The 24,030-nt window shown below is 71.9% G+C and carries 18 protein-coding genes; 13 read left to right on the top strand and 5 right to left on the bottom strand.

Annotated features, from left to right (window positions below; all coding sequences use genetic code 11):
• The 5 genes from ACZ7OO_RS01275 (at position 1) to ACZ7OO_RS01255 (ending at position 8,516) form a co-directional block, all read left to right on the top strand.
• On the top strand, positions 1 to 951 hold the full coding sequence (locus ACZ7OO_RS01275) for a carbohydrate ABC transporter permease (RefSeq protein WP_471500287.1): 951 nt from the start codon (positions 1 to 3) through the stop codon (positions 949 to 951).
• Between the two features lie 59 nt (positions 952 to 1,010).
• Positions 1,011 to 1,817: a carbohydrate ABC transporter permease gene (locus tag ACZ7OO_RS01270; RefSeq protein ID WP_471501222.1), complete on the top strand. Its 807-nt coding sequence runs from the start codon at positions 1,011 to 1,013 to the stop codon at positions 1,815 to 1,817.
• Positions 1,818 to 1,840: 23 nt separating this feature from the next.
• Positions 1,841 to 4,570, top strand: coding sequence for a glycoside hydrolase family 38 N-terminal domain-containing protein (locus ACZ7OO_RS01265; protein ID WP_471500285.1), 2,730 nt, complete (start codon positions 1,841 to 1,843; stop codon positions 4,568 to 4,570).
• A 41-nt stretch (positions 4,571 to 4,611) separates the two neighbouring features.
• Positions 4,612 to 7,596, top strand: coding sequence for a glycoside hydrolase family 2 TIM barrel-domain containing protein (locus ACZ7OO_RS01260; protein WP_471500283.1), 2,985 nt, complete (start codon positions 4,612 to 4,614; stop codon positions 7,594 to 7,596).
• Positions 7,597 to 7,688: 92 nt separating this feature from the next.
• The gene (locus tag ACZ7OO_RS01255) at positions 7,689 to 8,516 is read left to right on the top strand and encodes an oxidoreductase (RefSeq protein ID WP_471500281.1); all 828 of its coding nucleotides are present in this window, start codon (positions 7,689 to 7,691) and stop codon (positions 8,514 to 8,516) included.
• Here the strand turns inward: ACZ7OO_RS01255 and ACZ7OO_RS01250 are convergent.
• A complete protein-coding gene (locus tag ACZ7OO_RS01250) occupies positions 8,513 to 9,685 on the bottom strand; it encodes a serpin family protein (protein ID WP_471500279.1) in 1,173 nt (390 codons plus the stop codon). The genes ACZ7OO_RS01255 and ACZ7OO_RS01250 overlap by 4 nt on opposite strands.
• A 460-nt stretch (positions 9,686 to 10,145) precedes the next feature.
• Between ACZ7OO_RS01250 and ACZ7OO_RS01245 the strand changes: the two genes are divergently transcribed.
• The 6 genes from ACZ7OO_RS01245 (at position 10,146) to ACZ7OO_RS01220 (ending at position 16,718) form a co-directional block, all read left to right on the top strand.
• Positions 10,146 to 11,363 carry a DUF4190 domain-containing protein gene (locus ACZ7OO_RS01245; RefSeq protein WP_471500278.1) on the top strand — a complete coding sequence of 406 codons (1,218 nt, stop codon included), beginning with the start codon at positions 10,146 to 10,148 and terminating at the stop codon, positions 11,361 to 11,363.
• A 148-nt stretch (positions 11,364 to 11,511) separates the two neighbouring features.
• Positions 11,512 to 12,264, top strand: coding sequence for a GntR family transcriptional regulator (locus ACZ7OO_RS01240; RefSeq protein WP_471500276.1), 753 nt, complete (start codon positions 11,512 to 11,514; stop codon positions 12,262 to 12,264).
• 302 nt (positions 12,265 to 12,566) lie between these two features.
• Positions 12,567 to 12,770 (top strand): SPOR domain-containing protein, encoded by a 204-nt coding sequence (locus tag ACZ7OO_RS01235; protein WP_471500274.1) that lies wholly within the window; start codon positions 12,567 to 12,569, stop codon positions 12,768 to 12,770.
• Between the two features lie 31 nt (positions 12,771 to 12,801).
• Positions 12,802 to 13,242, top strand: coding sequence for a (deoxy)nucleoside triphosphate pyrophosphohydrolase (locus ACZ7OO_RS01230; RefSeq protein ID WP_471500272.1), 441 nt, complete (start codon positions 12,802 to 12,804; stop codon positions 13,240 to 13,242).
• Positions 13,243 to 13,462: 220 nt separating this feature from the next.
• Positions 13,463 to 13,879, top strand: coding sequence for an ATP-binding protein (locus ACZ7OO_RS01225; protein ID WP_471500270.1), 417 nt, complete (start codon positions 13,463 to 13,465; stop codon positions 13,877 to 13,879).
• Positions 13,880 to 14,129: 250 nt separating this feature from the next.
• On the top strand, positions 14,130 to 16,718 hold the full coding sequence (locus tag ACZ7OO_RS01220) for a SpoIIE family protein phosphatase (RefSeq protein ID WP_471500268.1): 2,589 nt from the start codon (positions 14,130 to 14,132) through the stop codon (positions 16,716 to 16,718).
• A gap of 176 nt (positions 16,719 to 16,894) precedes the next feature.
• Here the strand turns inward: ACZ7OO_RS01220 and ACZ7OO_RS01215 are convergent, their stop codons facing one another.
• Complete coding sequence (locus tag ACZ7OO_RS01215) at positions 16,895 to 18,373, bottom strand: hypothetical protein (RefSeq protein ID WP_471500266.1); 1,479 nt, start codon at positions 18,371 to 18,373, stop codon at positions 16,895 to 16,897.
• 82 nt (positions 18,374 to 18,455) lie between these two features.
• Between ACZ7OO_RS01215 and ACZ7OO_RS01210 the strand changes: the two genes are divergently transcribed.
• Together ACZ7OO_RS01210 and ACZ7OO_RS01205 are read left to right on the top strand one after the other, a co-directional pair.
• A complete protein-coding gene (locus ACZ7OO_RS01210; RefSeq protein ID WP_471500264.1) occupies positions 18,456 to 19,544 on the top strand; it encodes a glycoside hydrolase family 18 protein in 1,089 nt (362 codons plus the stop codon).
• Positions 19,541 to 20,530 carry a phosphotransferase family protein gene (locus ACZ7OO_RS01205; RefSeq protein WP_471500262.1) on the top strand — a complete coding sequence of 330 codons (990 nt, stop codon included), beginning with the start codon at positions 19,541 to 19,543 and terminating at the stop codon, positions 20,528 to 20,530. Before ACZ7OO_RS01210 ends, ACZ7OO_RS01205 begins: the two co-directional genes overlap by 4 nt.
• On the opposite strand, the gene ACZ7OO_RS01200 is transcribed toward ACZ7OO_RS01205, so the two are convergent.
• From ACZ7OO_RS01200 to ACZ7OO_RS01190, 3 genes are read right to left on the bottom strand one after another with little or no spacing between them, the layout of a single operon-like run.
• Positions 20,505 to 21,281 carry a succinate dehydrogenase/fumarate reductase iron-sulfur subunit gene (locus tag ACZ7OO_RS01200; protein ID WP_471500260.1) on the bottom strand — a complete coding sequence of 259 codons (777 nt, stop codon included), beginning with the start codon at positions 21,279 to 21,281 and terminating at the stop codon, positions 20,505 to 20,507. The genes ACZ7OO_RS01205 and ACZ7OO_RS01200 overlap by 26 nt on opposite strands.
• Positions 21,278 to 23,209 (bottom strand): fumarate reductase/succinate dehydrogenase flavoprotein subunit, encoded by a 1,932-nt coding sequence (locus ACZ7OO_RS01195; RefSeq protein ID WP_471500258.1) that lies wholly within the window; start codon positions 23,207 to 23,209, stop codon positions 21,278 to 21,280. The genes ACZ7OO_RS01200 and ACZ7OO_RS01195 overlap by 4 nt, the downstream gene beginning before the upstream one ends.
• Positions 23,209 to 24,030 (bottom strand): hypothetical protein, encoded by an 822-nt coding sequence (locus tag ACZ7OO_RS01190; protein ID WP_471500256.1) that lies wholly within the window; start codon positions 24,028 to 24,030, stop codon positions 23,209 to 23,211. The genes ACZ7OO_RS01195 and ACZ7OO_RS01190 overlap by 1 nt, the downstream gene beginning before the upstream one ends.

The raw sequence follows: 24,030 nt of genomic DNA, 5'->3' as shown, positions 1-24,030 counted from the left end.
ATGACCGACATCGCCACCCGCCCGACCCGCGCGGTGCCGCCGACCGGGGGCCGCCGTCGTCGTCTCGACGGCGGCGGCCCCCGGCTGGGCACCGTCGCCGCCTTCGTCACACCGTTCTTCCTGCCGTTCCTGCTGTTCTACCTCGTGCCGGTCGGCTACGCGCTCTGGCAGAGCGTCCGCGTGGTGCGCCGCAGCGGAGGGCAGTACGGGACGTCGTACACGACCTTCGGCGGCTTCGAGCAGTACGTACAGGTGTTCCACAACACCGAGTTCTGGTCCAGCATCGGCCGCATCGGACTGTTCGGCATCGTGCAGGTGCCCGTCATGCTGTTCGTCGCCCTGGTCATCGCGCTGCTCCTCGACACCCCGCTGCTGAAGGCGAAGGGCTTCTTCCGGATCACCGCCTTCATGCCGTACGCGGTGCCCGGAGTCATCGCCGCGATCATGTGGTCGTACCTCTACTCGCCGCAGCTCAGCCCTGTCGTCGACCTGCTGAACGGCGTCGGGCTGCACCCCGACTTCCTCGGCCCGGGTGCCGTGCTCTGGTCGGCCGCGAACGTCTCCACGTGGCTGTGGACCGGCTACAACATGCTGATCATGTTCTCGGCGCTCCAGTCGATCCCGCAGGAGCTCTACGAGGCCGCGAAGATCGACGGCGCCTCGAACTGGACGATCGCCTGGCGGGTGAAGGTCCCGATCATCGCCCCGTCGATCGTCCTGACCACGGTGTTCTCGATCATCGGCACGCTCCAGCTGTACGCCGAGCCGGCCGTACTGCGGCAGATCTCCTCGAACATCTCCAGCACGTTCACCCCGAACATGCTCGCCTACACGGTGGCCTCCGGGAACAACTACCAGCAGGCCGCGGCCATCTCCGTCGTCATCGCCGTCATCACCTTCGTCTTGAGCTTCGGGTTCATGCGACTGACCTCGAAGAAGGCCGGACTGTGAGCACTGTGAGCAATCACCCCTCCTTGATCAAAGAGAGCCGTGTCAGCCGGACCGCCGCCATGGGCCTGATGCTGCTGCTGGCCGTGTACTTCCTGCTGCCTGTCTACTTCCTGGTGGTCGCGGCGACCAAGCCGCAGGGCGACCTCGCCACCACCAACGGGCTGGCGTTCTCGCACTTCAACCTGTTCGACAACCTGCGGGTCCTGTTCACCCGCAGCGACGGCATCTTCGGCCGCTGGGCCCTCAACACCGTTGTGTACGCGGTGCTGGGCGCGGGCGTCGGCACCCTGATCTCCGCGCTGTGCGGCTACGCCCTCGCCAAGTTCCGGTTCCGCGGCCGGGAGTTCCTGTTCTCCGTCATCCTCGGCGGCGTCCTGGTGCCCACCACCGCGCTCGCCCTGCCGCTGTTCCTGCTGTTCTCGGCCACTGGGCTGGTCAACACCTATCTCGCGGTGTTCCTGCCCAGCATCGTCAGCCCGTTCGGCGTCTACCTCGCGCGAATCTTCGCGAACGCGGCCGTACCGCAGGAGCTGATCGAGTCGGCGCGCCTGGACGGCGCCGGCGAGTTCCGCACCTTCTTCTCGGTGGCGTTCCGGCTGATGACACCGGCCCTGGTGACCATCTTCCTGTTCCAGTTCGTGGCCATCTGGAACAACTTCTTCCTGCCGATGGTGATGCTGCAGAAGGAGTCCCTCTTCCCGATCACCCTCGGCCTGTACGAGTGGAACGGCCAGACCGCCCGCGCCCCGGCGCTCCAGCAGTCCATCATCACCGGCTCACTGGTCTCGATCGTGCCCGTAATCATCGTGTTCATCCTGCTCCAGCGCTTCTGGCGGACCGGACTCGCCGCCGGCTCCCTCAAGTGACCACCCGGAAGGTGCCCTTCGTCATGCCCGACTCCGCCGTCTTCGTGCCCCACTTCCACTGGGACCGGGAGTGGTACGAGCCGTTCCAGGTGTTCCGGCACCGCCTTGTCACCGCCCTCGACACCGTGCTGGCGACGGCCGAGGCGGATCCGGACTTCCGGTTCACCGTCGACGGGCAGATGGCGGCGGTCGAGGACTATCTGGAGATGCGCCCGGAAAACCGCGACCGGGTCGCGGCCCTGGTCCGCGAGGGCCGGCTCGCCGTCGGGCCCTGGCTGATCCTGCTCGACGAGTTCCTCTGCTCCGGCGAGACCATCGTCCGCAACCTGCAGATGGGGTGGGCGGCCGCGAAGCGCCTCGGCGGGGCGATGCCCATCGGCTATCTGCCGGACATGTTCGGCCACATCGCGCAGATGCCGCAGATCCTGGCCCGCGCCGGCATCGAGCACGCGGCCCTGTGGCGCGGGGTGCCCGGCGCGGTCGACGGCCACGCCTTCCGCTGGCGCGCCCCCGACGGCTCCGAGGTCCGCACCGAGTTCCTCTTCGACGGGTACGACAACGGCCTCGACGTCCTGCTGGTACCGGACCGGATCCGGCAGGCGCTCGCCGAGTACGCCGAGCTGACCGCCGGACGCTGGGGCGGCGACCCGCTCCTGGCCATGGCCGGCACCGACCACAACGCGCCCGACCCGCGGCTGGCGGACTGGCTGCGGCAGGCCTCCGGCGAGCAGCGGCCGATCACCGTCGCCACGCTCGACGAGTACATACGCAAGCACGTACGGGACGAGGTGACCGCGGTCGTCACCGGTGAACTGCGCAGCCATGTCCGGGGCAACATCCTGCCGGGCGTGCTGTCCGTACGGCTCGGGCTCAAGCAGCGGATGGCCCTCGCCGAGCGGACCGTCGACCACGCCGAGCGGATGAACGCCCTGTGGTCCCGGCGCGACGAGTCGCACTTCCTCGCCCTCGCCTGGCACAAGATCATCGAGTCGACCGCCCATGACTCGGTGGTCGGCTCCGGCACCGACGAGACCTGCGACCAGGTCGCCGCCCGCCTCGCCGAGGCCGCGCAGACCGCCCGGGCGGTCCGGGACGCGGCCCTCGCCGAGCCCGCCGCTCTGGTGCCGAGCGACGGCCACCTGGTCGCCAACCCGCTGCCCGTACCCCGTACCGCACTGGTCGAGGTGGACGTCGTCGCCCCGCCCGAGGACGGAACACTGGTCGCGACCAGCGCCGACGGGACGGCGCATCCGGTGCAGCTGGTCTCGCACGCCCCGACCGTCCTGAGCGACGAGCGCCTGGACGCGACACAGCTCGAACGCGTACTGCGCCGCATCCACCGCCGTGAGCTGTTCGGCCTGCTGATCGACCGCTATGAACTCACCCCGCACGAAATGGTCTTCCACCTCGCCGAAGTGCCCGTCGGCGGCCCCTTCGACCTGATGACCCTCCGCGGCGAGGTCGCCGCCGCGGCGGCCGCGCACCCGGGGGAGTGGCGGGTGCGGACCCTGGCCCAGGCCCGGGCCACCGCGCTGGTGGCGGTGCCCGTCCCTGCCTGCGGACTGACCACCTTCCGGGTGGCGGCGGGCGACCGGCCCGCCGCCCCGGCGACGCGGCCCGCGTCCGGGACGGCGGACACCCTGTCCAACGGCCTGGTCACGGTCGCCGTCGCGACCGACGGCACCCTCGACATGACCGGCGCCGACGGCACCGTCCTGTCCGGGGTCGGGCGTCTCGTCGACGGCGGCGACCGGGGCGACAGCTACAACTACGCGCCCCCGGCCCATGACCAGCTCGTCCACGAGCCGGTCCGGGTCGACGTCGAACTCCTGGAAACCGGCCCCCTGCGCTCCCGGCTGCGCGTCACCCGGGTCTACGACTGGCCCGATGCGCTCCGTACCGACGACCGTGACCGGCGTAGCGCCCGGACCGTGCCGACACCGGTGGAGACGCTGGTGGAGGTCCGCGCCGGCGAGCCCTTCGTCCGGATCGCCACCGCGTTCCTCAACCGGAGCGCCGACCACCGTCTCCGCTTCCACGTCCCGCTGCCCGTGCCCGTCACCACCTCCGCGTCGGCAGGGCAGTTCGCCGTCACCGAGCGCGGACTGACCGCCGAGGGCGGCTGGGGCGAGTACCCCATCCCGACCTTCCCCGCCGGCTCCTTCGTGTCGGCGGCCCCGGCCACCGTCCTGCTCGACCACTCGGTCGAGTACGAACTCGTCGACGACGGCTCCGCCCTCGCCCTCACCCTGCTGCGCGCCATCGGCTCGATCAGCGTCAACATCCACCCCCTGCGCGACGAACCCGCGGCGAGCGAGATCCCCGTCCCGGGCGCACAGGAGCTGGGCATGCGCATCGAGAACCGGTTCGCCGTGCTGCCCTGGGAGAGCGGCTGGCAGGGAGCGAACGCGGTCGCCCTCGCGGAGGAGTTCCGGGCCGACGTCCTGGTCGCCCGCGGGACCGCCCCCGGCGGTGGCCCGCTGCCCCCTGACGCGACCGGTGTCCAGGTCGACGGCCGGGACGTGCAGGTGTCGAGCATCCGGCGCGTCACCGACCCCGAGCACGGACCCGGCACCGAGGTCCGGCTGGCCGCGCTGCGCGACACCGCGTCGGCCGTCCGCGTGACCGGCGCCTTCACCGAGGCCACGACGGTCGACCTGCTCGGCCGGCCGATCGCCGCGGAGCCGGTGACGGAGGACGGGCTCGCCCTCGTCCTCGGCCCCTGGGAGATCCGCACCGTCGTCCTCCGATAGCGGCACAACACCCCCCCCGACACCCAGAAAGTTGTGAAGCCTTGCCCTCCGAGCACTCCGCGTACGTATCGGACACCGCCCCGTGGCGTGGCGCCCTGCGCCCGGCCCGCTCCTGGCTGCACTCCGACGCCCCCGCCCTCCCGCTCAACGGAAACTGGCGCTTCCGGCTGTCGCCGACGGCGGCCGTCGACGAGGAGTTCGCGGCCGAGGACTTCGACGACCAGGGCTGGGACGGCATCCCGGTGCCCGCGCACTGGGTGCTGGAGGGCGACGGGGCCTACGGCCGGCCGATCTACACGAACATCCAGTTCCCGTTCCCGATCGACCCGCCGCACGTCCCCGACGAGAACCCCACCGGCGACTACCGCCGCCACTTCGGCCTGCCCGACGGCTGGTCGGACGCCGAGCGGGTCCTGCTGCGCTTCGACGGGGTGGAGTCGCTGTTCAAGGTGTGGGTGAACGGCGTCGAGATCGGCAGCGCGAGCGGCAGCCGGCTGGCCCACGAGTTCGACGTGACGTCCGCGGTCCGCCCCGGTGACAACGTCGTCGCCGTCCGGGTGCACCAGTGGTCGGCGGCCAGCTACCTGGAGGACCAGGACCAGTGGTGGCTGCCGGGCATCTTCCGGGACGTCACCCTGCTCGCCCGCCCGGCCGGGGGCATCGAGGACGTCTGGCTGCGCACCGGTTACGACGACGGGCACGGGCGGATCGACCCCGAGGTCACCGCCGACCCGGCGGCCTTCCCCGTCACCCTGCGCATCCCCGAACTGGGCGTCGAGCGGGTCTGGGAGACGGCGGCCGACGTGGCACCCCTCGACATCCCGGGCATCGAGCCGTGGTCGGCCGAGCGGCCCCGCCTGTACGACGTCACCGTGTCCTCGGCCGCCGAGAGCATCGCCCTGCGGGTGGGCTTCCGCACCGTCGAGATTCGCGGTGACCGCTTCCTGGTCAACGGCCGCCGGGTCGTCTTCCACGGCATGAACCGCCATGAGGCGCACCCCGGGCGCGGCCGGGTCTTCGACGAGGCGCACGCCCGCGAGGACCTGGCCCGGATGAAGCGGTTCAACGTGAACGCCATCCGCACCAGCCACTACCCGCCGCACCCCCGGCTGCTCGACCTCGCCGACGAACTCGGCTTCTGGGTCGTCCTCGAATGCGATCTGGAGACCCACGGCTTCGACCACGTCGGCTGGACCGGCAACCCGACCGACGAACCGGCCTGGCGCGCGGCCTGCCTCGACCGTATCGAGCGCACCGTCGAGCGGGACAAGAACCACCCCGGCGTCGTCATGTGGTCGCTCGGCAACGAGGCCGGCACCGGCGCCAACCTCGCCGCCATGGCGGCCTGGGTGCACGCCCGCGACCCCGAGCGTCCCGTGCACTACGAGGGCGACCACACCGGCGAGTACACCGACGTCTACTCACGCATGTACGCGACGGTGACGGAGACCGAGCAGATCGGCACGGACGGTTCCCGTGCCCCGCTGCTCGGCTGCACCCCCGCCCAGGGCACCCGGCTGCGCACCAGGCCGTTCCTCTTGTGCGAGTACGCCCACGCGATGGGCAACGGACCCGGCGCCCTCGACCAGTACGAGGAACTGGTACACCGCCACCCCCGGCTGCACGGCGGCTTCGTCTGGGAGTGGCGCGACCACGGCATCCTGGCCCGGACCCCGGACGGGACGCCGTACTACGCCTACGGCGGCGACTTCGGCGAGGTCGTGCACGACGGCAACTTCGTCATGGACGGCATGGTGCTGAGCGACGACGTGCCGACGCCCGGCCTCCACGAGTTCAAGGCGGTGGTTCAGCCGATCCGCTTCGTGTTCGACGACGACCAGCTCGCGATCACCAATCTGCGGCACTCCGCCGACACCTCCGACCTGCGGTTCTGCTGGCGAGTCGAGCACGACGGCACCCTCGTGGAGTCGGGGGACCTGGAGGTCCCGGTGGTGGCGGCGGGCGAGTCGGAGCGGGTGCCGCTGCCGCCGGTCCCGGTGGCGGCGGACGCCGAGACCTGGCTGACGGTCGAGGCGGTGCTGGCGGCGGAGACCCCCTGGGCACCCGCGGGACACGAGGTCGCCACCGCCCAACTCGACCGCTCGGTGCGGCGGCCCGTGCCCGCCGTCCGGCACCGGACCGGCTGGCGGCCGGGCGAGGGCACGCTCACCCTCGGCATCGCCGAGTTCGCCGGCGGCTCCCTCACCCGCCTCGCCGGGCGCGCGGTGACCGGTCCGCGTCTTGAGCTGTTCCGGGCGCCGACCGACAACGACGAGGGCACGTCCGACCGGCTGGAGGGCAGTGACGCCAGTGCCGCCGGGGTGTCCAGCGCCGAGCTGTGGCGCCGCGACGGACTCGACCGCCTCACCGCACGGCGGGTCACCGTGGAGGAGGCCACGGACGCCCTGCGCACCGTCGACCGGGTCTCCGCCGCGCACTCCGCGCTGTCGGTGACGGTGGAGTCCGTGTGGTCCATCGAGGACGGCGAGCTGGAACTGCGCGTGGAGATCGAGCCCTCGCGCGGCTGGCGGACGGTGTGGCCGCGGATCGGGGTGCGCTTCGAACTGCCCGACGGGACGGCCCCGGTGGACGGCGCCGACTGGTTCGGCCTGGGCCCGCACGAGTCCTACCCCGACAGCCTCCGTGCGGCCCGCACCGGCCGCTTCTCCGCCGCCGTCCCGGACCTCTCGGCCGGCTACGCACGCCCCCAGGAGACCGGCCACCGCTCCCGGCTCCGCCACCTCACCCTGACCGGCGCCGACACCGAGGTACTGCACCTCACGGCCCTCCCCGACACCCGCGGCCGGCGCCCCGGCTTCACCCTCACCCGCCACACCCCCCAACAGCTCGCCCGGGCCGCCCACCCCTTCGAACTCCCGGAGTCCACCACCAGCCACCTCATCATCGACGCGGCCCAGCACGGCCTCGGCTCCCGGGCCTGCGGACCGGACGTGTGGCCCGAGTTCGCGCTGCGCCCCGAAGCACGCACCCTCAGATTGCGCATCACCCACGGCGTACGCCGGTGAGGTGAACCCGTCCCGGAAAACCTGTTGGACGTGAACTCCCTTCCGGGTGAAGGTGGTCGGCTGGACCGACCGCGACAGCAGGGAGACCGCACATGACCAGGATCTGGCTGATCACCGGGGCGAGCAGCGGCTTCGGCCGTGCGCTGGCCGAGGCCGCGCTCGCCGCGGGTGACACCGTCCTCGGGGCGGCCCGGCGCCCCGAGGCACTGGACGACCTGGCCGCCGCCCATCCCGGGCGGGTGGACCAGGTCCGTCTGGACGTCACGGACATCGCCGCGATCGAGCCCGCGGTACGGGACGTCGTGGCCCGGCACGGACGGATCGACGTCCTCGTCAACAACGCCGGCCGCACCCATGTCGGCGCCTTCGAGGAGACCACCGACGCCGAACTGCGCGACCTGTTCGACCTGCATGTCCTCGGCCCGGCCGCGCTGGTGCGAGCGGTCCTGCCGCAGCTGCGCGCCCAGCGCTCGGGGGCGATCGTGCAGATGAGCAGCATGGGCGGGCAGATGTCCTTCGCGGGCTTCTCGGCCTACAGCGGCACGAAGTTCGCGCTGGAGGGCATGTCCGAGGCGCTCGCCGACGAGGTGCGGGAGTTCGGGATCAAGGTGCTGATCGTGGAGCCGGGCGCCTTCCGTACCTCCCTCTTCGACACCAGCCGGGCCGGGACCAGCCCCGACACCGGGGTGTACCCGAAGGTCACCCAGACCCGTGGCGCCGTCGAGGGCGGCCGCGGCAGCCAGCCCGGCGACCCGGCCAAGGCGGCCGCCCTGATCCTGGCCGCCCTGGACGCCGAGGAGACCCCGCTGCACCTGCCCCTGGGCGACGACGCGGTGACCGCCGTACTGACGCAACTGGACGTCGTGCGACGGGACATCGCCGTCTGGGAGAAGCGCACCCGGGCCACCGACTTCGACTAGCCCGCCTCGGTCGGGTCCGCGACCCAGCCCGCCGCCAGGACCAGCCGGCTGTCGCGGTGCACGGCGAGGAAGCCGAACGGCCGGTCGAAGGTGGCCCGGACGACAGTCGACTCGTGCCGGTACTGCGGCGGCCCGCCGCCCGGCGCCGCGAGGACGGCCGTCACCGCGGCGGCCCGGAAGCCCAGCGGCCCGAACTCCGCGACCGCGGACTGCCCGGCCGCCCCGATGGCCAGCGGCGCGGCGCTGATGCCCGGGAAGTGCCCCTCGCGGGCGTCGGCGGCCGTGGAGAGCCCGAACAGACCGTGCAGCTGGAGCAGATCGTGGTCCGCGCGCACCTCGAAGCCGACGGTCGTCACATCGAGCCGTACCGGGTCCGGGGTGAGCGACGGCAGCCGCTCCACGGCCACCCCCGGTCCCGCCTGCCCGTAGGGCAGCTGGCCGCCGGTGGTCACCGGCAGGGCGCGCTCCAGGACGCCGATGCCGGTATGCAGCACCTGCCCGGGCGCCATCCCCTCCTCGCCGAGCAGGAGATGGACGTCGAGGGCGTTGCCGCCCAGCACCTTCAGGATGGTGACGTGCCCGTCCGGGCCCGCGGTCACCCCGATCCGGTCCGTCCGGACACTGCTGCGGCTGAGACCGGCCAGGGTACGGCCCTGCCAGGGCCCGGAGCCTGGCCGCAGCACGGTCTCCTCGAACGGCTGCCGCCAGTCCGTGTGCAGGGCCAGCGCGGTCGCGAGCACCATCCGGGCGCCCTCGGTCAGCTTGACCGGCATCCGCCCGACCAGCCCCTCGGTGCGCTTGGCCGCCCACGCGTCCAGCGCCTCCTGGGAGGCCGCGGGGTCGGCGCCGAGCACCCCGTGCGCCTCGGCGGGCAGTCCCGCCGCCCACTGCTCGCGCAGCTCCAGCGCACGGTCGGTCCACAGTCCCAGGGCCGCCCCGACACCGTGCATCGAGTCGAGGTCGCCGAGTAACTCCCGCGCCCCGGCCGCTGCTTGGTCGGCTTGCATCCCGACGGCCCGGCTCAGTTCGTCCCGGGCGGGGCCCGCCGCCCCGTCGGCGAGGAAGGCCAGCAGCGGCCAGACACCGGCGGCCGAGAAGACCGTGCCCTGTCTGGTCCGCTGCGCCCAGCGTGCGGTGAGCGCGTTGACGGCGCTGACGGTGTCGTTCATTGGTCGTCCTCCCAGGAGTACTCGGGGAAGGGCAGGGGATCCGTGACCCGGCCCGCCGCGAGGGCGAGCGGGGAGTGCCGGTGCAGGGCGAGCGGAACAGTCGGTCCGGTTCCGGCAGGCTGTGACCGGTCGTCATGTCGTACGCCCCTGTCGTCACGTCGAGAAAGGGCGGCGTCGGGCCGGCGCACCGCGGCTTCTCCACGCTCAGGCCCGGACCGGGCTCCCCGTAGGGAAGCTGACCGCCCGGGATTTGCTTCTGCCACACCCCGGCCGCCGAGAACACCGCGCCGTCCCGCGAAGCGGTCGCCCAGCGCGCGGTGAGCGCGTTCACCGTACGCACGGCCGCTCTCCCCACCCTCATTCCGCCCCCGTTCACGGCGCGCTTACGATGCGCGCAGTCGTACATCAGTTCAGCCGTCCGTTTCACGCGGCCAGACGCCCCCTCAGGAGCACGGTACCGGTGTCCATACCTCCGCCTCCCGGCCCCCAGCAGCCACAAGGGCCGTACCAGCCGCCCCAGGCGGGCCTGCCGCAGTACCCGCAGCACCCCCAGTACCCGTACGGACAGCAGCCGCCGTACCCCTCGCCGTACCAGCCCTGGGGCCAGGGCTACGGCCCCTACGCCGTCCCGGAGCCCGTCAACGGCCTCGCCATCGCCTCCCTCGTGCTCGGGCTGCTGTGCTGTCTGCCCGGGGTGGGGCTGGTGCTGGGGCTGGTCGCGCTGAGCCAGATCCGCAGGCGGGGGGAGCGCGGCAGGGCGATGGCGGTCACCGGGTCGGTGTTCTCCGGGATCGGACTGGCCCTGTGGGTGCTCTTGCTCGCCACCGGCGGCGCGTCCGGCTTCTGGGAGGGTGTCAAGGAGGGCGCGAACGACAGCTCCAGCCTCTCGCTGTCCACCGGCGACTGCTTCGACACCCCCGACGGCACCCTCACCGGCGACCTGGTCTCGGATGTCACCACCGTGGACTGCGAGAAGGCGCACGACGGCGAGGTCTTCGCCACCTACCACCTCAAGGGCTCGACCTACCCGGGCGACGCCCGGATCGGCGACTCCGCAGGCGCGCGCTGCTACGCCCTGGAGGACGGCTACGCGATGGACGGCTGGGCGGTCCCCGACGACGTCGACGTGTACTACTTCACGCCCAGCGAGGACAGTTGGGGGTACGGCGACAGGGAGGTGACCTGCGTCTTCGGCAACACGACCGAGGGCCGCACGCTGTCCGGTTCGCTGCGCAACGACGAGAGCATGCTGGACGCCGACCAGGTCGCCTACCTCGACGCCGCGCACGTCCTCAACACCGCCCTCGGCACGGTCCCCGATGCGGAGTACGTCGAGGACGACCTGCCCGGGTACCAGGCCTGGGCGGGCCGGGTGAGCAAGGCCATCACCCGGCAGACCGCGATGCTGGGCGCACACCACTGGCAACCGGACGCGAAGCAGACGGTGAACGACCTGGTCGCGGACCTGGACAAGGCCCGCTCGGAATGGGCGAAGGCGGCCGCGGCCACGGACTCGGACACTTACTACAGCCACTACGACAAGGGCTCGGCGCTGCTCGACCCGAAGCGGACGGTCACCGCGCGCAAGGCTCTGGGCCTCGCCATCACCCCGCCCTCGTACGACGACGGAGGCGGCGACTCCGGCAGCGGAGGAAGTGGCTCCGGAATGGAGGTGTGACCGCGGCCATAACGGGGGAGAAAGTGCCTGCGTAAAGCCTTCCCCGGTCACATGTCATCACATCGAGTGATTCTCTGGCCTTTGCTTGCATGGCACAACCCACGGTTGCCAGGCTGTTGCTGTCTGTAGAACCTGATGGGAGTGGCCAGTGACTTTCGGTGAGCAGCCGGCGTATCTGCGTGTCGCGGGTGATCTCCGTAAGAAGATCGTCGACGGTTCGCTGCCCCCCCACACCCGGCTCCCCTCCCAGGCCCGCATCCGCGAGGAGTACGGCGTCTCCGACACCGTCGCCCTGGAGGCCCGCAAGGTGCTGATGGCCGAGGGGCTGGTCGAGGGCCGCTCCGGCTCCGGGACCTATGTGCGGGAGCGGCCCGTGCCCCGGCGGGTGGCCCGCTCCGGGTTCCGCCCGGTCGGCGGCGCCACCCCGTTCCGGCAGGAGCAGTCCGACGCGACCGCGCGCGGCACCTGGGAGTCCAGGAGCGAGCAGGCAGAGGCCGGCGTGGTGATCGCCGACCGGCTCGGCATCCACGTCGGCGACCGTGTGATGCGCACCCGGTATCTCTTCCGGGACGCCGGCGAGCCGATGATGCTCTCCACCTCCTGGGAGCCCCTCGCCGTCACCGGCCGCACCCCCGTGATGCTGCCCGAGGAGGGCCCCCTCGGCGGCATGGGCGTGGTCGAGCGGATGCGCGCCATCGACGTCATCGTGGACAACGTCACCGAGGAGGTCGGCGCCCGCCCCGGCCTCGCCGAGGAACTGCTCACCCTGGGCGGTGTCCCCGGCCATGTGGTCCTGGTGATCCAGCGGACGTACTACGCCTCCGGCCGCCCCGTGGAGACCGCGGACGTCGTCATCCCGGCCGACCGGTACCGTGCCGCGTACCACCTGCCCGTGAAGTAGCGCACACCCTTGCGATAGTTGACGCCTCCACGGCCTCTGTCAGGCCTCGGGCCCGACCGCTGCAATCCGGCCGTTCTCCCAGGTGGCCCCGGCTGTCCGCGGTATGCCTCCGACTCGATGCACCGGGTGCACGACCGGCGCGTTCGTCCTCGTGCGCCCCCACCGTTCTGGCTGGTTGCGTACCTCTTTGTGAAAAGCCGTATTCGCTGCGTAAAGGTTGGGCGTACGCTCGGGCATATGCGGACTGCGGTTTCCTTAGCGGGGCGGGGATGGGCGGGAGCCGGGAGAAACGGAGGGGTGCGATGACGGAGGGCACGGTCTCTCTCCCCTGGCTCGTCATACGGCAGGACGACAGCGGCAATCGCTACCGCGTCGGCCGGTACGCGACCCGGGCCGAGGCGCAGAAGATCGCCGACAGTCTCGACGACCGCGGGCACAAGCAGCTCTACTGGGTCGAGCGCGTCGGCCACAGCAACGGCAACGGGGAGGGCTCCGCCCGTAACTGATCCCTCCGTCGCCTCCCGTAGGCTCCGGGCCATGAGCGAACGGATCGTGGTGGTCGGAGCCGCCCTGCTCGACGCCGGCCGCCTGCTCGCGGCCCGCCGCAGCGCACCCCCTGAGCTGGCCGGCCGCTGGGAGCTCCCCGGCGGCAAGGTCGAGCCCGGCGAGACCCCCGAGCAGGCCCTGGTGCGCGAACTGCGCGAGGAACTCGGCGTGGAGGCGGAAACGCTGGCACGGGTACCGGGGGAGTGGCCCCTGAGTCCCCCGTACGTCCTCCAGGTCTGGACGGCGCGCCTCCTGCCCGTTTCCGGCGCCCCCAGCCCCGTCCAGGACCACGACGAACTACGTTGGCTGACCCCCGAGGAACTCTGGGATGTGAACTGGCTGGACCAGGATGTCCCGGCGGTGCGTGAGGTAGTCGCATGGTGGGGCGAGGGGCGCAGCCCCAGCCCCACAAGGGGTGCGGGGCTGCGTTGAATACGCGGCCACCGCCGCGTGGGCGCTACCGGCCACGGCGGCGCCGCAGCCGCCCGGCACCCGCACCCCCTCCCCCTTAGGCGCTCGGCCCTTCGGCGGACGCCGTTCGTGCCACGGTGCGCCCTCTCGCGCGGTACTGCCTCCCGGTAATCGGGTATGTGCCCATTAACCCCACGAAACCGGACATGGGTGGGCTCGCGGCCAGCGATGCGACTGGGAAGTGATCGGTGTGATCAACACCGAAGGTGAGACCGCCGAGTGGTCCTTTCCCGCGGAGCCGGGCGCCGTGCGCACCGCCCGGACCGCGGTCCGTGACCAACTGGCCGACTGGGGGCTCGGCACCCTCGCCGACATCACCGCCCTGCTGGTCAGCGAGCTGGTCACCAACGCGCTCCGGCACGCCACCGGCCCCATCGGCGTCCGCCTCGTCCGCCCCGCCGACCTCGGCGACACCCTGCGGGTGGAGGTCTCCGACCCGCTCCCGGACCCGCCGCGCGAGCGCGCCGCCAGCCCCGACGACGAGAGCGGCCGCGGCCTCCAGCTGGTCGCCGGCTCCTCGCGCAGCTGGGGTAGCCGGCCCGGCGACACCGGAAAGACGGTCTGGTTCGAGCTGGCGGTACCCGACCGAACCGGGTGAACGGGGTGTACACGCAGCGCTACCTCGTCCACTCGCGGGAGTGGCCGGGGAATGGGTGCCGGAGTGCGTGATTCGACGGCGTGTTCCCTGGTTAGAAGACTGGCAGTGTTGGCACGGCCCCGTCCGGAAATCGTCGGGACCGTGCTGTGATCGTGAACACCGTGTCAGGCGGCACCGTAGTGCTGGATACTGCGGGCAGCCGCACCCGGTGACCGGTGCCGGGAGCGGTGAGCTGGAGGGGACGGTTCGCGTGAGCGAGATACCAGCTAAGGCCACGGAGTCCGAGGACCCGTCGGACGGTGCGAGTGCGGGGACCGCGGAGACAGCCGCGGCCCCCGGCGACGCCATGTGGCAGAGCAGTCCGCCCGGCTCGATCTACGACTACATCAAGGTCGCCTCGTTCTCCATCGGCGCCGGCGGCCTGGTCGACCAGTGGAGCCTGCGCGCCGAGCAGATCTTCGGCATCCCCGCCGAGCGTGCCGTCGGCATGGACCCCATCGAGGCGTTCATAGACCCCGACCTGCGCGAGCGCGGCCAACGGAAGATGGCCGAGATCCTGGACGGGCGGGAGTGGACCGGTGTGGTCCCGTTCCGGATGCCCGGCACGGCCGACGGCGAGCGCGGCGAGGAGGGCCTCGCGGAGGTCTACGTCATGCCCACCCGCACCGCCGAGGGCGAGAACGCGGCCGTGTGCATAGTGGTCGACGTCCGCACCCTACGCAGCATCGAGACCGACCTCGCCGCCTCGCAGTCGATATTCGGTCAATCTCCGTTCGGCTTCCTGCTGATCGACACCGACCTGCGGATCCGCCGCGTGAACGTGCGGTTCTCCTCCATCTTCGGCGGCAGCCCCGACGACCACCGCGGCAAGGGCGTCCACGACTATCTGCCGCGCTCCGAGGCCGAGCGGGTCGCGGCCACCCTGCGACGGGTCCTGGAGACCGGCAACTCCATCACGGACATGCACGTCACGGGCTTCGTCCCGGGCTCCGACGAGCGCCGGCACTGGTCCATCAACCTCTACCGGGTGCACAGCGGCACCGGCCGCCCCATCGGCATCGCCTGGCTCGGCCTGGACATCACCGCACGCCGTGCCGCCGCCCGCGAGGCCGCCGCGGCCCGGCGGAATCTCGCCCTCCTCAACGAGGCCGGGGCCCGTATCGGAAACTCCCTCGACCTGGAGACCACCGCCCGCGAACTCCTCGACGTGGTCGTGCCCGGCTTCTGCGACCTCGCCACCGTCGACCTCTACCAGGGCCTGCTGGCGGGCGACGAGAGGCCGCCAGGTCTCTCCGACGGCAGCGCGGAGCTGCGCCGGGTCGCCTTCGCCAGCGCGGTCTCCGACGCGCCCTTCGTGGGCGGCGGCGCCCCGGTCGCCGTCGGTGCCGTCCACCATTACCCCTTCAACTCGCCCTGTGCGGACGCCCTGCGCACCGCCCGCCCGCAGCATGTGCCGGCCGAGGACGGCGGCCTCGTCCAGTCCACCCTCGCCGTCCCGATGGTCGCCCACGACACGGTCGTCGGCCTCGCCCAGTTCGCCCGCACCAAGGGCAGCGAGCCGTTCGGCGACCGCGACCGCGAGCTGGCCGTGGAGCTGGCCGCCCGCGCCGCCGTCTGCATCGACAACGCCCGCCTCTACCGCCGCGAGCACGAACGCGCGTTGATACTGCAGCGGTCCCTGCTCCCGCCCGGCGACCCCGAGGCCTCCGGCCTGGACATCGCCTGCCGCTACCTTCCAGGCAACGCGGCCACCGAGGTCGGCGGCGACTGGTTCGACGTCATCGAACTCCCCGGCCACCGCACGGCGCTGGTGGTCGGCGACGTGATGGGCCGAGGCCTGCGCGCGGCGGTCGCGATGGGCGAACTCCGCACGGCGGTCCGTACGCTGGCCCTTCTCGATCTCGAACCCGCCGAAGTCCTCTCGGCGTTGGACGAGATCGCCCGCGGCCTCGGCACCCCCGGCGGAGTCCAGCAGGCCACCCGCACGGCCCGCCAGCCCCGCGACGCCGACCTCTCCGAGGTCTACCTCGCGACCTGCGTGTACGCCGTCTACGACTCGGTCACCAGGCGCTGTACGTTCGCCAACGCCGGCCATCTGCCCCCGGTGCTCGTGGAGCCCGGCGAGGACGCGTTGATGCTGGACGTGCCCCCCGGCATGCCACTCGGCGTGGGCGGCGAGCCCTTCGAGGAGGTCGAGGTCGAACTCCCCGAGGGCGCCCTTCTCGCCCTCTACACGGACGGTCTGGTCGAGTCCCGCGACCATCCCCTCGACGAGGGACTCCAGGCCTTCGTAGGGGCGCTCACCGACCCCTCCCAACCCCTCGAGGACGTCTGCGACCACGTCCTGAGCACCCTCGACACACACCACGGCGAGGACGACATCGCGTTGCTGATGGCACGTGTGCAGGGGCTGCCGGCCGAGTCGGTCGGCGACTGGACGCTGCCGCGCGAGCCGCGCAGTGTGGGCCGCGCCCGTGAGTACGCGCGCGGCCAGCTGCTCTCCTGGGACCTGGAGCCGCTGGTCGACACGGCGGAGCTGCTGGTCAGCGAGCTGGTCACCAACGCGCTGCGGTACGGCGAGGGGGAGATACGGCTACGGCTGCTGCTGGACCGGACGCTGGTGTGCGAGGTGTGGGACTCCGGCCTGGTCCAGCCGAGGCGCAGGCGCGCCCGCGACACGGACGAGGGCGGCCGGGGGCTGCAACTGGTCGGGCTGCTGAGCGCGGCGTGGGGCTCACGCCGGACGCCACGCGGGAAGACCGTCTGGTTCGAACTGCCCCTGCCAGACGGCGAGACAGGCCTGACGGACCCCGCGGAGGCATTGCTCAGCCTGTTCTGAGAAGGGGCACCGCGGACCGCTTCGAGGCCGCGGCGGGTTTGCTGGTGCGGCCGGTCGTGGTTGCCCGCGCAGTTCCCTGCACCTGGAGGCGGCGCCGCTGTAGCGCCCCTTTAGGGGCGCGGGGAACTGCGCGACCAGCCCCCACGTACCCGCAGTCGCCCGACGGCCTCTCGCGGCTAGTGCAACCGCGTCCGTGTCTCCGGCCCCCCGAACGCCACCACCGGCCCCCCGTCCCCCTCCTCACCCAGCAGCACACCCCCGAGCACCGCCCCCGCGAGCCCGCTCTCATGGGCCGCCTCCCCGGCGTACGGGTTCCCGTGCGCCCGTACGTCCCGCCCGGCCAGCTCCCGTGCCCTCCGCGCCAGCCGGTCCGCGTCCGCGGCAGCGGCCCGCCCCGCCTCCGCCAGCAGCGCCCGCGCCTCCGCCCCCACCGCCCCCCGATGCACCCCCACGAAGTCGTCCGCCACCCCCAGCGCACTGCGCGCCACCAGGTCCGCCCCGGCGGCGATCGCCCCGGACCGCCCGCCCCCCGTCCCCTCCACCGCCCGCACGACCCGGCGCAGGGCGTCCAGCGGGTCGTACGGACCACCCGTCAACTCCTCCCGCACGGCGGCCAGTACGGCGTCGGCGTGGCCCAGGCGTGGCGGCGGGCCGGACGCCCGGACGCCCGCCAGTTCCGCCTCCGCCCCCGTGAGCGCGGCCGGCACCAGTCCCGCCGCCGCCCGCAGTTCCTCGGTGAGCCGTGCCACCCCGTCCAGCAGCACCCCGGCCTGCGCCACCGCCCCCTCGGCGGCTCGCAAGCCACGGCGGAACCCGTCGCGGTCGCCCGAATCGGCGTCCTGGCGGGCCTGGTTGAGCCGTCCGGTCGCGAACACCAGCCGGTCCTTCGCCTGTTCGACGTACCCCACCACGGAGGCGACGGCCCCGCTCCCGTACCGCTCGCCCGCCTCCGTCAGCGCACCCGCCACCCCGCTCGTCCGCGCGGCCAGTTCCCGGAACCGCCCCTCGGCCACCGCCAGCGCATCCCCCGCACCCCACTCGGCGTCGAACACCTCCGCCGCCGCGTCCAGTTGGCGCCCCGCCTCCGCACACCGCCCCACCACGCCCACCAGCGCCTGCCGCCGGCCGGTGTCGTCCCCCGGTATCCCCTCCTCGTACCGCCGCCATATCGCGAACGCGGCCGACAGCTCGGTCTCGGCCGCCCGCAGGGCCCGTACGACGGACTCGCCGCCGTCGACGTACCCGAGCGCCTCCCGGCTGGCGCGGACGCAGTCGTCGGCGAGGACCAGGGCGGCCCGGGCCTGCCGCTCGAAATCGACGGGAGACGGCGTCGGCGGGGCGGCGGAGATGATCCCGGGGGTGGTCCGCGTGCGGGACCTCCGTACCCGCCGTATGTAGCCGTAGCCGCCCAGCGCACCGGCGGCCGCCACGGCGACCAGCGGCAGCACGTAGTCGGCGGTGGACGCCCCGTCCGCCTGGGTCACCGCGACCGGCTCGCGCGCCGCCGCGGGAACCGGATCTTGAGCGGTGGTCGTCGTCACCGGCAACACCAGCCAGACCGCTCCGGCCATCCCGCCCAGCACGGCATGCCCCACCCGCACACCTATGTGCCCGGTGGCGTGCCTCGGACGGCCCCGGATCAAGGATGACGTCACATTTCGGAGCGTATGGGCAGCCTGTCGGCTTCGCGACCGGGGCGGGGACGGGCGGGGGACGACGAGAACCGGGGGACCATCGATGGCACGGGAATCAGAACCGGAGGAGCCGGAGGGAGCGGAGGAGGCGGACGACGGCACGCCGGAGGCGCCCGGCATCCGGAAGGGAGCCGGCTGGGTCCGCCGGGCCCGACGTATCGCGCTCGCCGCAGCCCTGCTCCTGGTCCTCCCTCTCCTCACCGCCGAGACCGCCCTCCGCGTCAACTACACCGGCGACCCGAAGCCGGGCACCCACACCCGGCACAGGGACGCTCTCTGGCTCGGCCACGCCTGGGTCGACGGCCGTAGGACCGACGCCGACGTCACCGCCCTCGCCGCCCGGCTCGCGGACACCGGCATACGCGACCTCTACGTCCATGCCGGACCACTGGAGCACAACGGCACGCTGCCCAGAACGGCCTGTTCCAAGGCCCGTTGGCTGATAACGGCCGTGCATCGAAAACTCCCCGGCGTCCGCGTCCAGGCCTGGCTCGGGGACGAGGTCGCGCCCGAGAAGCCGTACGCCATGCATCTGGAGAAGAAGGAGACGCGTGCCGCTGTCGTCGACTCGGCCCGGCAGGTGATCACCGCCGGCTTCGACGGGGTCCACTTCGACCTGGAGCCCCTGCACTCCGGCGACCGGAACTACCTCGCCCTTCTCGACGCCCTGCGTCCGGTGACCCCGCTGCTGTCCGTCGCCGCACACCAGATCGACCCGCTCCCGGCCCTTCACTCGTTCTGGGGTACCGTCACCGACCATCCCAAGTGGTGGTCACAGGAGTATTTCGGGCAAGTCGCCCATCGGGTGGACCAGATCGCGGTGATGTCGTACGACACCATGCAGCCGCTGCAGAGCCTGTACGGCGGGTACGTCGCGCAGCAGACCAGCCTCGCGCTGGAGGTCACCCCGGCGGACACCGAGCTCCTCATGGGGCTGCCCTTCTACCACGAGAACCGTTTCGGTCACCGGGCGCACGCGGAGACCGTGCCGGCGGCCGTGCGAGGGGTTCGGCTGGGACTGTCCCGCACGGACGCGGATCGCGCTAACTTCGGCGTCGCCCTGTACGTCGACTTCGCCGCCACCGAGGATGACTGGACCTCTTATCGGAAGGACTGGGTTCGTACGTCATGACAACCGCTCGTGCCCACCTCACCCGTGACGACCTCGCTCCGCTCGCCCGCGAGGCCCTCGGCCGTGCCCCCGCCACCGCCACCCGGCTGCGCGGCGGCTCAAAGAAAGGCGTCTACCGGCTCGCCCTCGACAACGGCAGGACCGCGATCGCCTACGTCTGGTCCCCTGAGGAGGACTACTGGGGTCCCGCCGACGCCGACATCCGCGACCCCCTCTCGCACACCTCGGGCCTCGGCCTCTTCCTGTCGGCCCACGACCGGCTGACCGAGCTCGGTGTGCGCACCCCGCACCTGCTGTTCGCCGACGAGGAGGCCGAGCACCTGCCCATGTACTCGGCGGTCGTCGAGGACGTCCGCGGCGGCAGCCTGGAGATGCTGCTGCGGAGCGACCCGGGCGCGGCCCGGGTGCCGCTGGCCCGGCTGGCCGGGACGCTCGGCGTGCTCCGGGAGTGCGTCTCCCCCGGGTACGGCAAGGCCGCCCTGGTGGAGGATGGCGGCAAACCGCTCGGCAGCTCCTGCGAGCAGGTCGTCGCGGACCGGGCGGTGCGCGACATCGCGGAGATCGCCGAGCGGGACCCCCGGGTGCGGGAGGTCCGCGAGGCGCTGTCGGAGCGGGTCAGGCAGCTCTACGACGCGGTGGAGCCGCGCGACCACGCCTCCCTCGTGCACGGCGAACTCGGCCCGGACCACGTCCTGGTGACCGAGGAGGGCGATCCCGCACTCATCGACATCGAAGGCCTGATGTACTTCGACGCCGAGTGGGAGCACGTCTTCCTCCAGCACCGCTTCGGACCCGCCTACGACGTGCTGCACGCCGCCGACCTCGACGAGGACCGCGTGGAGCTGTACCGGCTCGCGATGCACCTCAACCTCGTGGCCGGGCCGCTCAGGCTGCTCGACGGCGACCTCCCGGAGCGCGAACCGATGCGGGACATCGCCGAGTTCAACCTCCGGCAGGCGCTCAGCCTCCTGCGGGGCGCCTCCTGATCTTCGAGCCGAGCCACACCAGCGGGTCGTACTTGCGGTCGACGGCCCGCTCCTTCAGGGGGATCAGGGCGTTGTCGGTGATGTGGATGCCCTCGGGGCACACCTCCGTGCAGCACTTGGTGATGTTGCAGTAGCCGAGACCGTGTTCGTCCTGGGCCGTGCGCTTGCGGTCCAGGCCGGACGCCTCGGCCGCGTCCAGCGGGTGCATGTCCAGCTCCGCGACCCGCATGAGGAAACGCGGCCCGGCGAACGCGGTCTTGTTCTCTTCGTGGTCGCGGACGACATGGCAGGTGTCCTGGCACAGGAAGCACTCGATGCACTTGCGGAACTCCTGCGACCGGTCCACGTCCTCCTGGAACATCCGGTACTCGCCGGGCCCCACTCCGGCCGGCGGTACGAACGACGGGACCTCCCTGGCCTTCTGATAGTTGAAGCCGACGTCCGTGACCAGGTCGCGGATCACCGGGAAGGCGCGCAGCGGGGTGACCGTGAGGGTCTCGTCCCGTTCGAAGACGGACATCCGGGTCATGCACATCAGACGCGGGCGGCCGTTGATCTCCGCCGAGCACGAACCGCACTTGCCCGCCTTGCAGTTCCAGCGGACGGCCAGGTCGGGCGCCTGGGTGGCCTGGATGCGGTGGATGATGTCCAGGACCACCTCGCCCTCGTTGACCTCGACCTTGAAGTCCTCCAGGCCGCCGCCCTCGACGTCGCCTCGCCACACCCTGAAGTGGGCCGTGTAGCCGCTCATTCGTACAGCTCCTCTTCGGCGAGGTACTTGACCAGCTCCTCCTTCTCGAAGAGGGCGAGCAGGTCGGGGCGGATGGGGTCGGTGGTCTCGCGGGTGAGGGTGATCTGCCCGCGCACCGGGTCGGTGGCCGCCGGCCCGCCCGTGGGGTCGGCCGGCCGGCAGAGCAGGTTGATCCGGCGCCAGTCGCGGTCCATCGTCGGATGGTCCTCGCGGGTGTGGCCGCCGCGTGACTCGGTGCGCTCCAGGGCCGCCCGGGCCACGCACTCGCTGACCAGCAGCATGTTCCGCAGGTCCAGGGAGAGATGCCAGCCCGGGTTGAACTGGCGGTGCCCCTCCACCCCGGCCCGGCGCGCCCGTACCCGCAGGGCGGCGAGCCGCTCCAGGGCCTGCTCCATCTCGCCCTCCCGGCGGATGATGCCGACCAGGTCGTTCATCGACTGCTGGAGCTCCTGATGGAGGGTGTACGGGTTCTCCGGCGGGCCCGCGTCGGGCTGCTCGCTCTCGGCGGAGAACGGCCGCAGGGCCTCCGCGGCCGCCAAGTCGACCTGGACGTCGTCCACCGTCGGCCGTACGTCGAGATCCGCCGCGTAGTCGGCCGCGTGCCAGCCCGCCCGGCGCCCGAACACCAGCAGGTCGGACAGGGAGTTGCCGCCGAGCCGGTTGGAGCCGTGCATACCGCCGGCCACCTCACCGGCCGCGAACAGCCCCGGTACCCCGCGCGCCGCCGCCGTGTCGGAGTCCACCGCGACCCCGCCCATCACGTAGTGGCAGGTCGGCCCGACCTCCATCGCCTCCGCCGTGATGTCGACGTCCGCCAGCTCCTTGAACTGGTGGTACATGGACGGCAGCCGGCGCCGGATCACCTCGGCCGGCATCCGCGTCGACACATCGAGGAAGACCCCGCCGTGCGGGGAGCCGCGGCCCGCCTTCACCTCGGAGTTGATGGCGCGGGCCACCTCGTCGCGGGGGAGCAGCTCCGGGGGACGCCGGTTGTGGTCCGGGTCCTCGTACCAGCGGTCGCCCTCCTCCTCGGACTGGGCGTACTTCTCCTTGAAGACGTCAGGGATGTAGTCGAACATGAACCGCTTGCCCTCGGAGTTGCGCAGCACCCCTCCGTCGCCGCGCACCGACTCCGTGACCAGGATCCCCTTCACCGACGGCGGCCAGACCATGCCCGTCGGGTGGAACTGCACGAACTCCATGTTGAGCAGGGGCGCCCCGGCCAGCAGGGCGAGCGCGTGCCCGTCGCCGGTGTACTCCCACGAGTTCGACGTCACCTTGAAGGACTTGCCGATACCACCGGTCGCGACCACCACGGCGGGCGCTTCCAGGACGAAGAAACGGCCGGACTCCCGCTCGTACGCGAAGACACCGGAGACACGCGAGCCGTCTTTCAGAATCCTCGTGACCGTGCACTCCTGGAAGACCTTCAGCCGGGACTCGTAGTCGCCGGTCTCCTTCTCGTCCTCCTGCTGGAGCGAGACGATCTTCTGCTGCAGGGTCCGGATCAGCTCGAGGCCCGTGCGGTCGCCGACATGGGCGAGGCGCGGGTACTCGTGGCCGCCGAAGTTGCGCTGGGAGATCTTCCCGTCCTTCGTACGGTCGAACAGGGCGCCCCAGGTCTCCAGCTCCCAGACCCGGTCCGGGGCCTCCTTGGCGTGCAGTTCGGCCATCCGCCACTGGTTGAGGAACTTGCCGCCGCGCAGGGTGTCGCGGAAGTGGACCTGCCAGTTGTCGTGCTCGTTGACGTTGGCCATGGCCGCCGCGATACCGCCCTCGGCCATCACCGTGTGCGCCTTGCCGAACAGCGACTTGCAGATCACCGCCGTACGGGCACCCCGCTCGCGTGCCTCGATCGCGGCGCGCAGTCCGGCGCCGCCGGCACCGACCACGACGACGTCCCACTCCTGCCGGTCCACCACGGGCATCAGAAAAACCTCGGATCGTCGAAGGCGCCGGACGCGACGAGAAAGACGTAGAAGTCGGCGAGCGCCACGCTCTCCAACGACGCCCAGGCGAGCAGCATGTGCCGGGCGTTGAGCCGGCCGACGAACTGCCACGCCTTGTAGCGCACGGGGTGTTTGGAGAAGTGCTTGAGCTTGCCGCCTACGATGTGCCGACAGGAGTGGCAGGACAGGGTGTACGCCCAGATCAGCACGATGTTGACCAGGAAGACCAGGGTGCCGAGGCCCATGTGGCCCCAGTTCTCGTGGGTGTCCCGGAAGGACAGCACCGTGTCGTAGGTCAGTACGCAGGCGACCAGGAGCGCGGCGTAGAAGAAGTACCGGTGGATGTTCTGCAGGATCAGCGGGAAGCGGGTCTCACCGGTGTACTTCGCGTGCGGTTCGGCCACCGCGCAGGCCGGCGGGGACGCCCAGAAGCTGCGGTAGTACGCCTTGCGGTAGTAGTAGCAGGTCAGGCGGAAGCCCAGCGGGAAGATCAGGATGATGATCGCCGGGGAGATCGCCCACCAGCTGCCGAAGAGGTCGGCGTTCGGGCCCGAGGGCATGGTCTTGCAGTTCTCGGCCAGACAGGGCGAGTAGAACGGCGAGACGTACGGCGCCGAGTAGTAGTCCGCGTTCGCGAAGGCGCGCCAGGTCGAGTACACGATGAACGCGAACAGACCGGCCGCGGTGACGGCGGGTGCCAGCCACCAGCGGTCGGTCCGCAGGTGCGGGGCGGAGATCGCGGCACGCGTACGGGTGCGTACGCCGCCGCTGTTCGGATGGGGTTCCGTACCAGTGGCCAA

The organism is Streptomyces sp. NPDC111744, from assembly GCF_055634995.1.
Note: the sequence above shows the minus strand (reverse complement) of the source record. Positions and strands in the feature narration are given on the sequence as shown.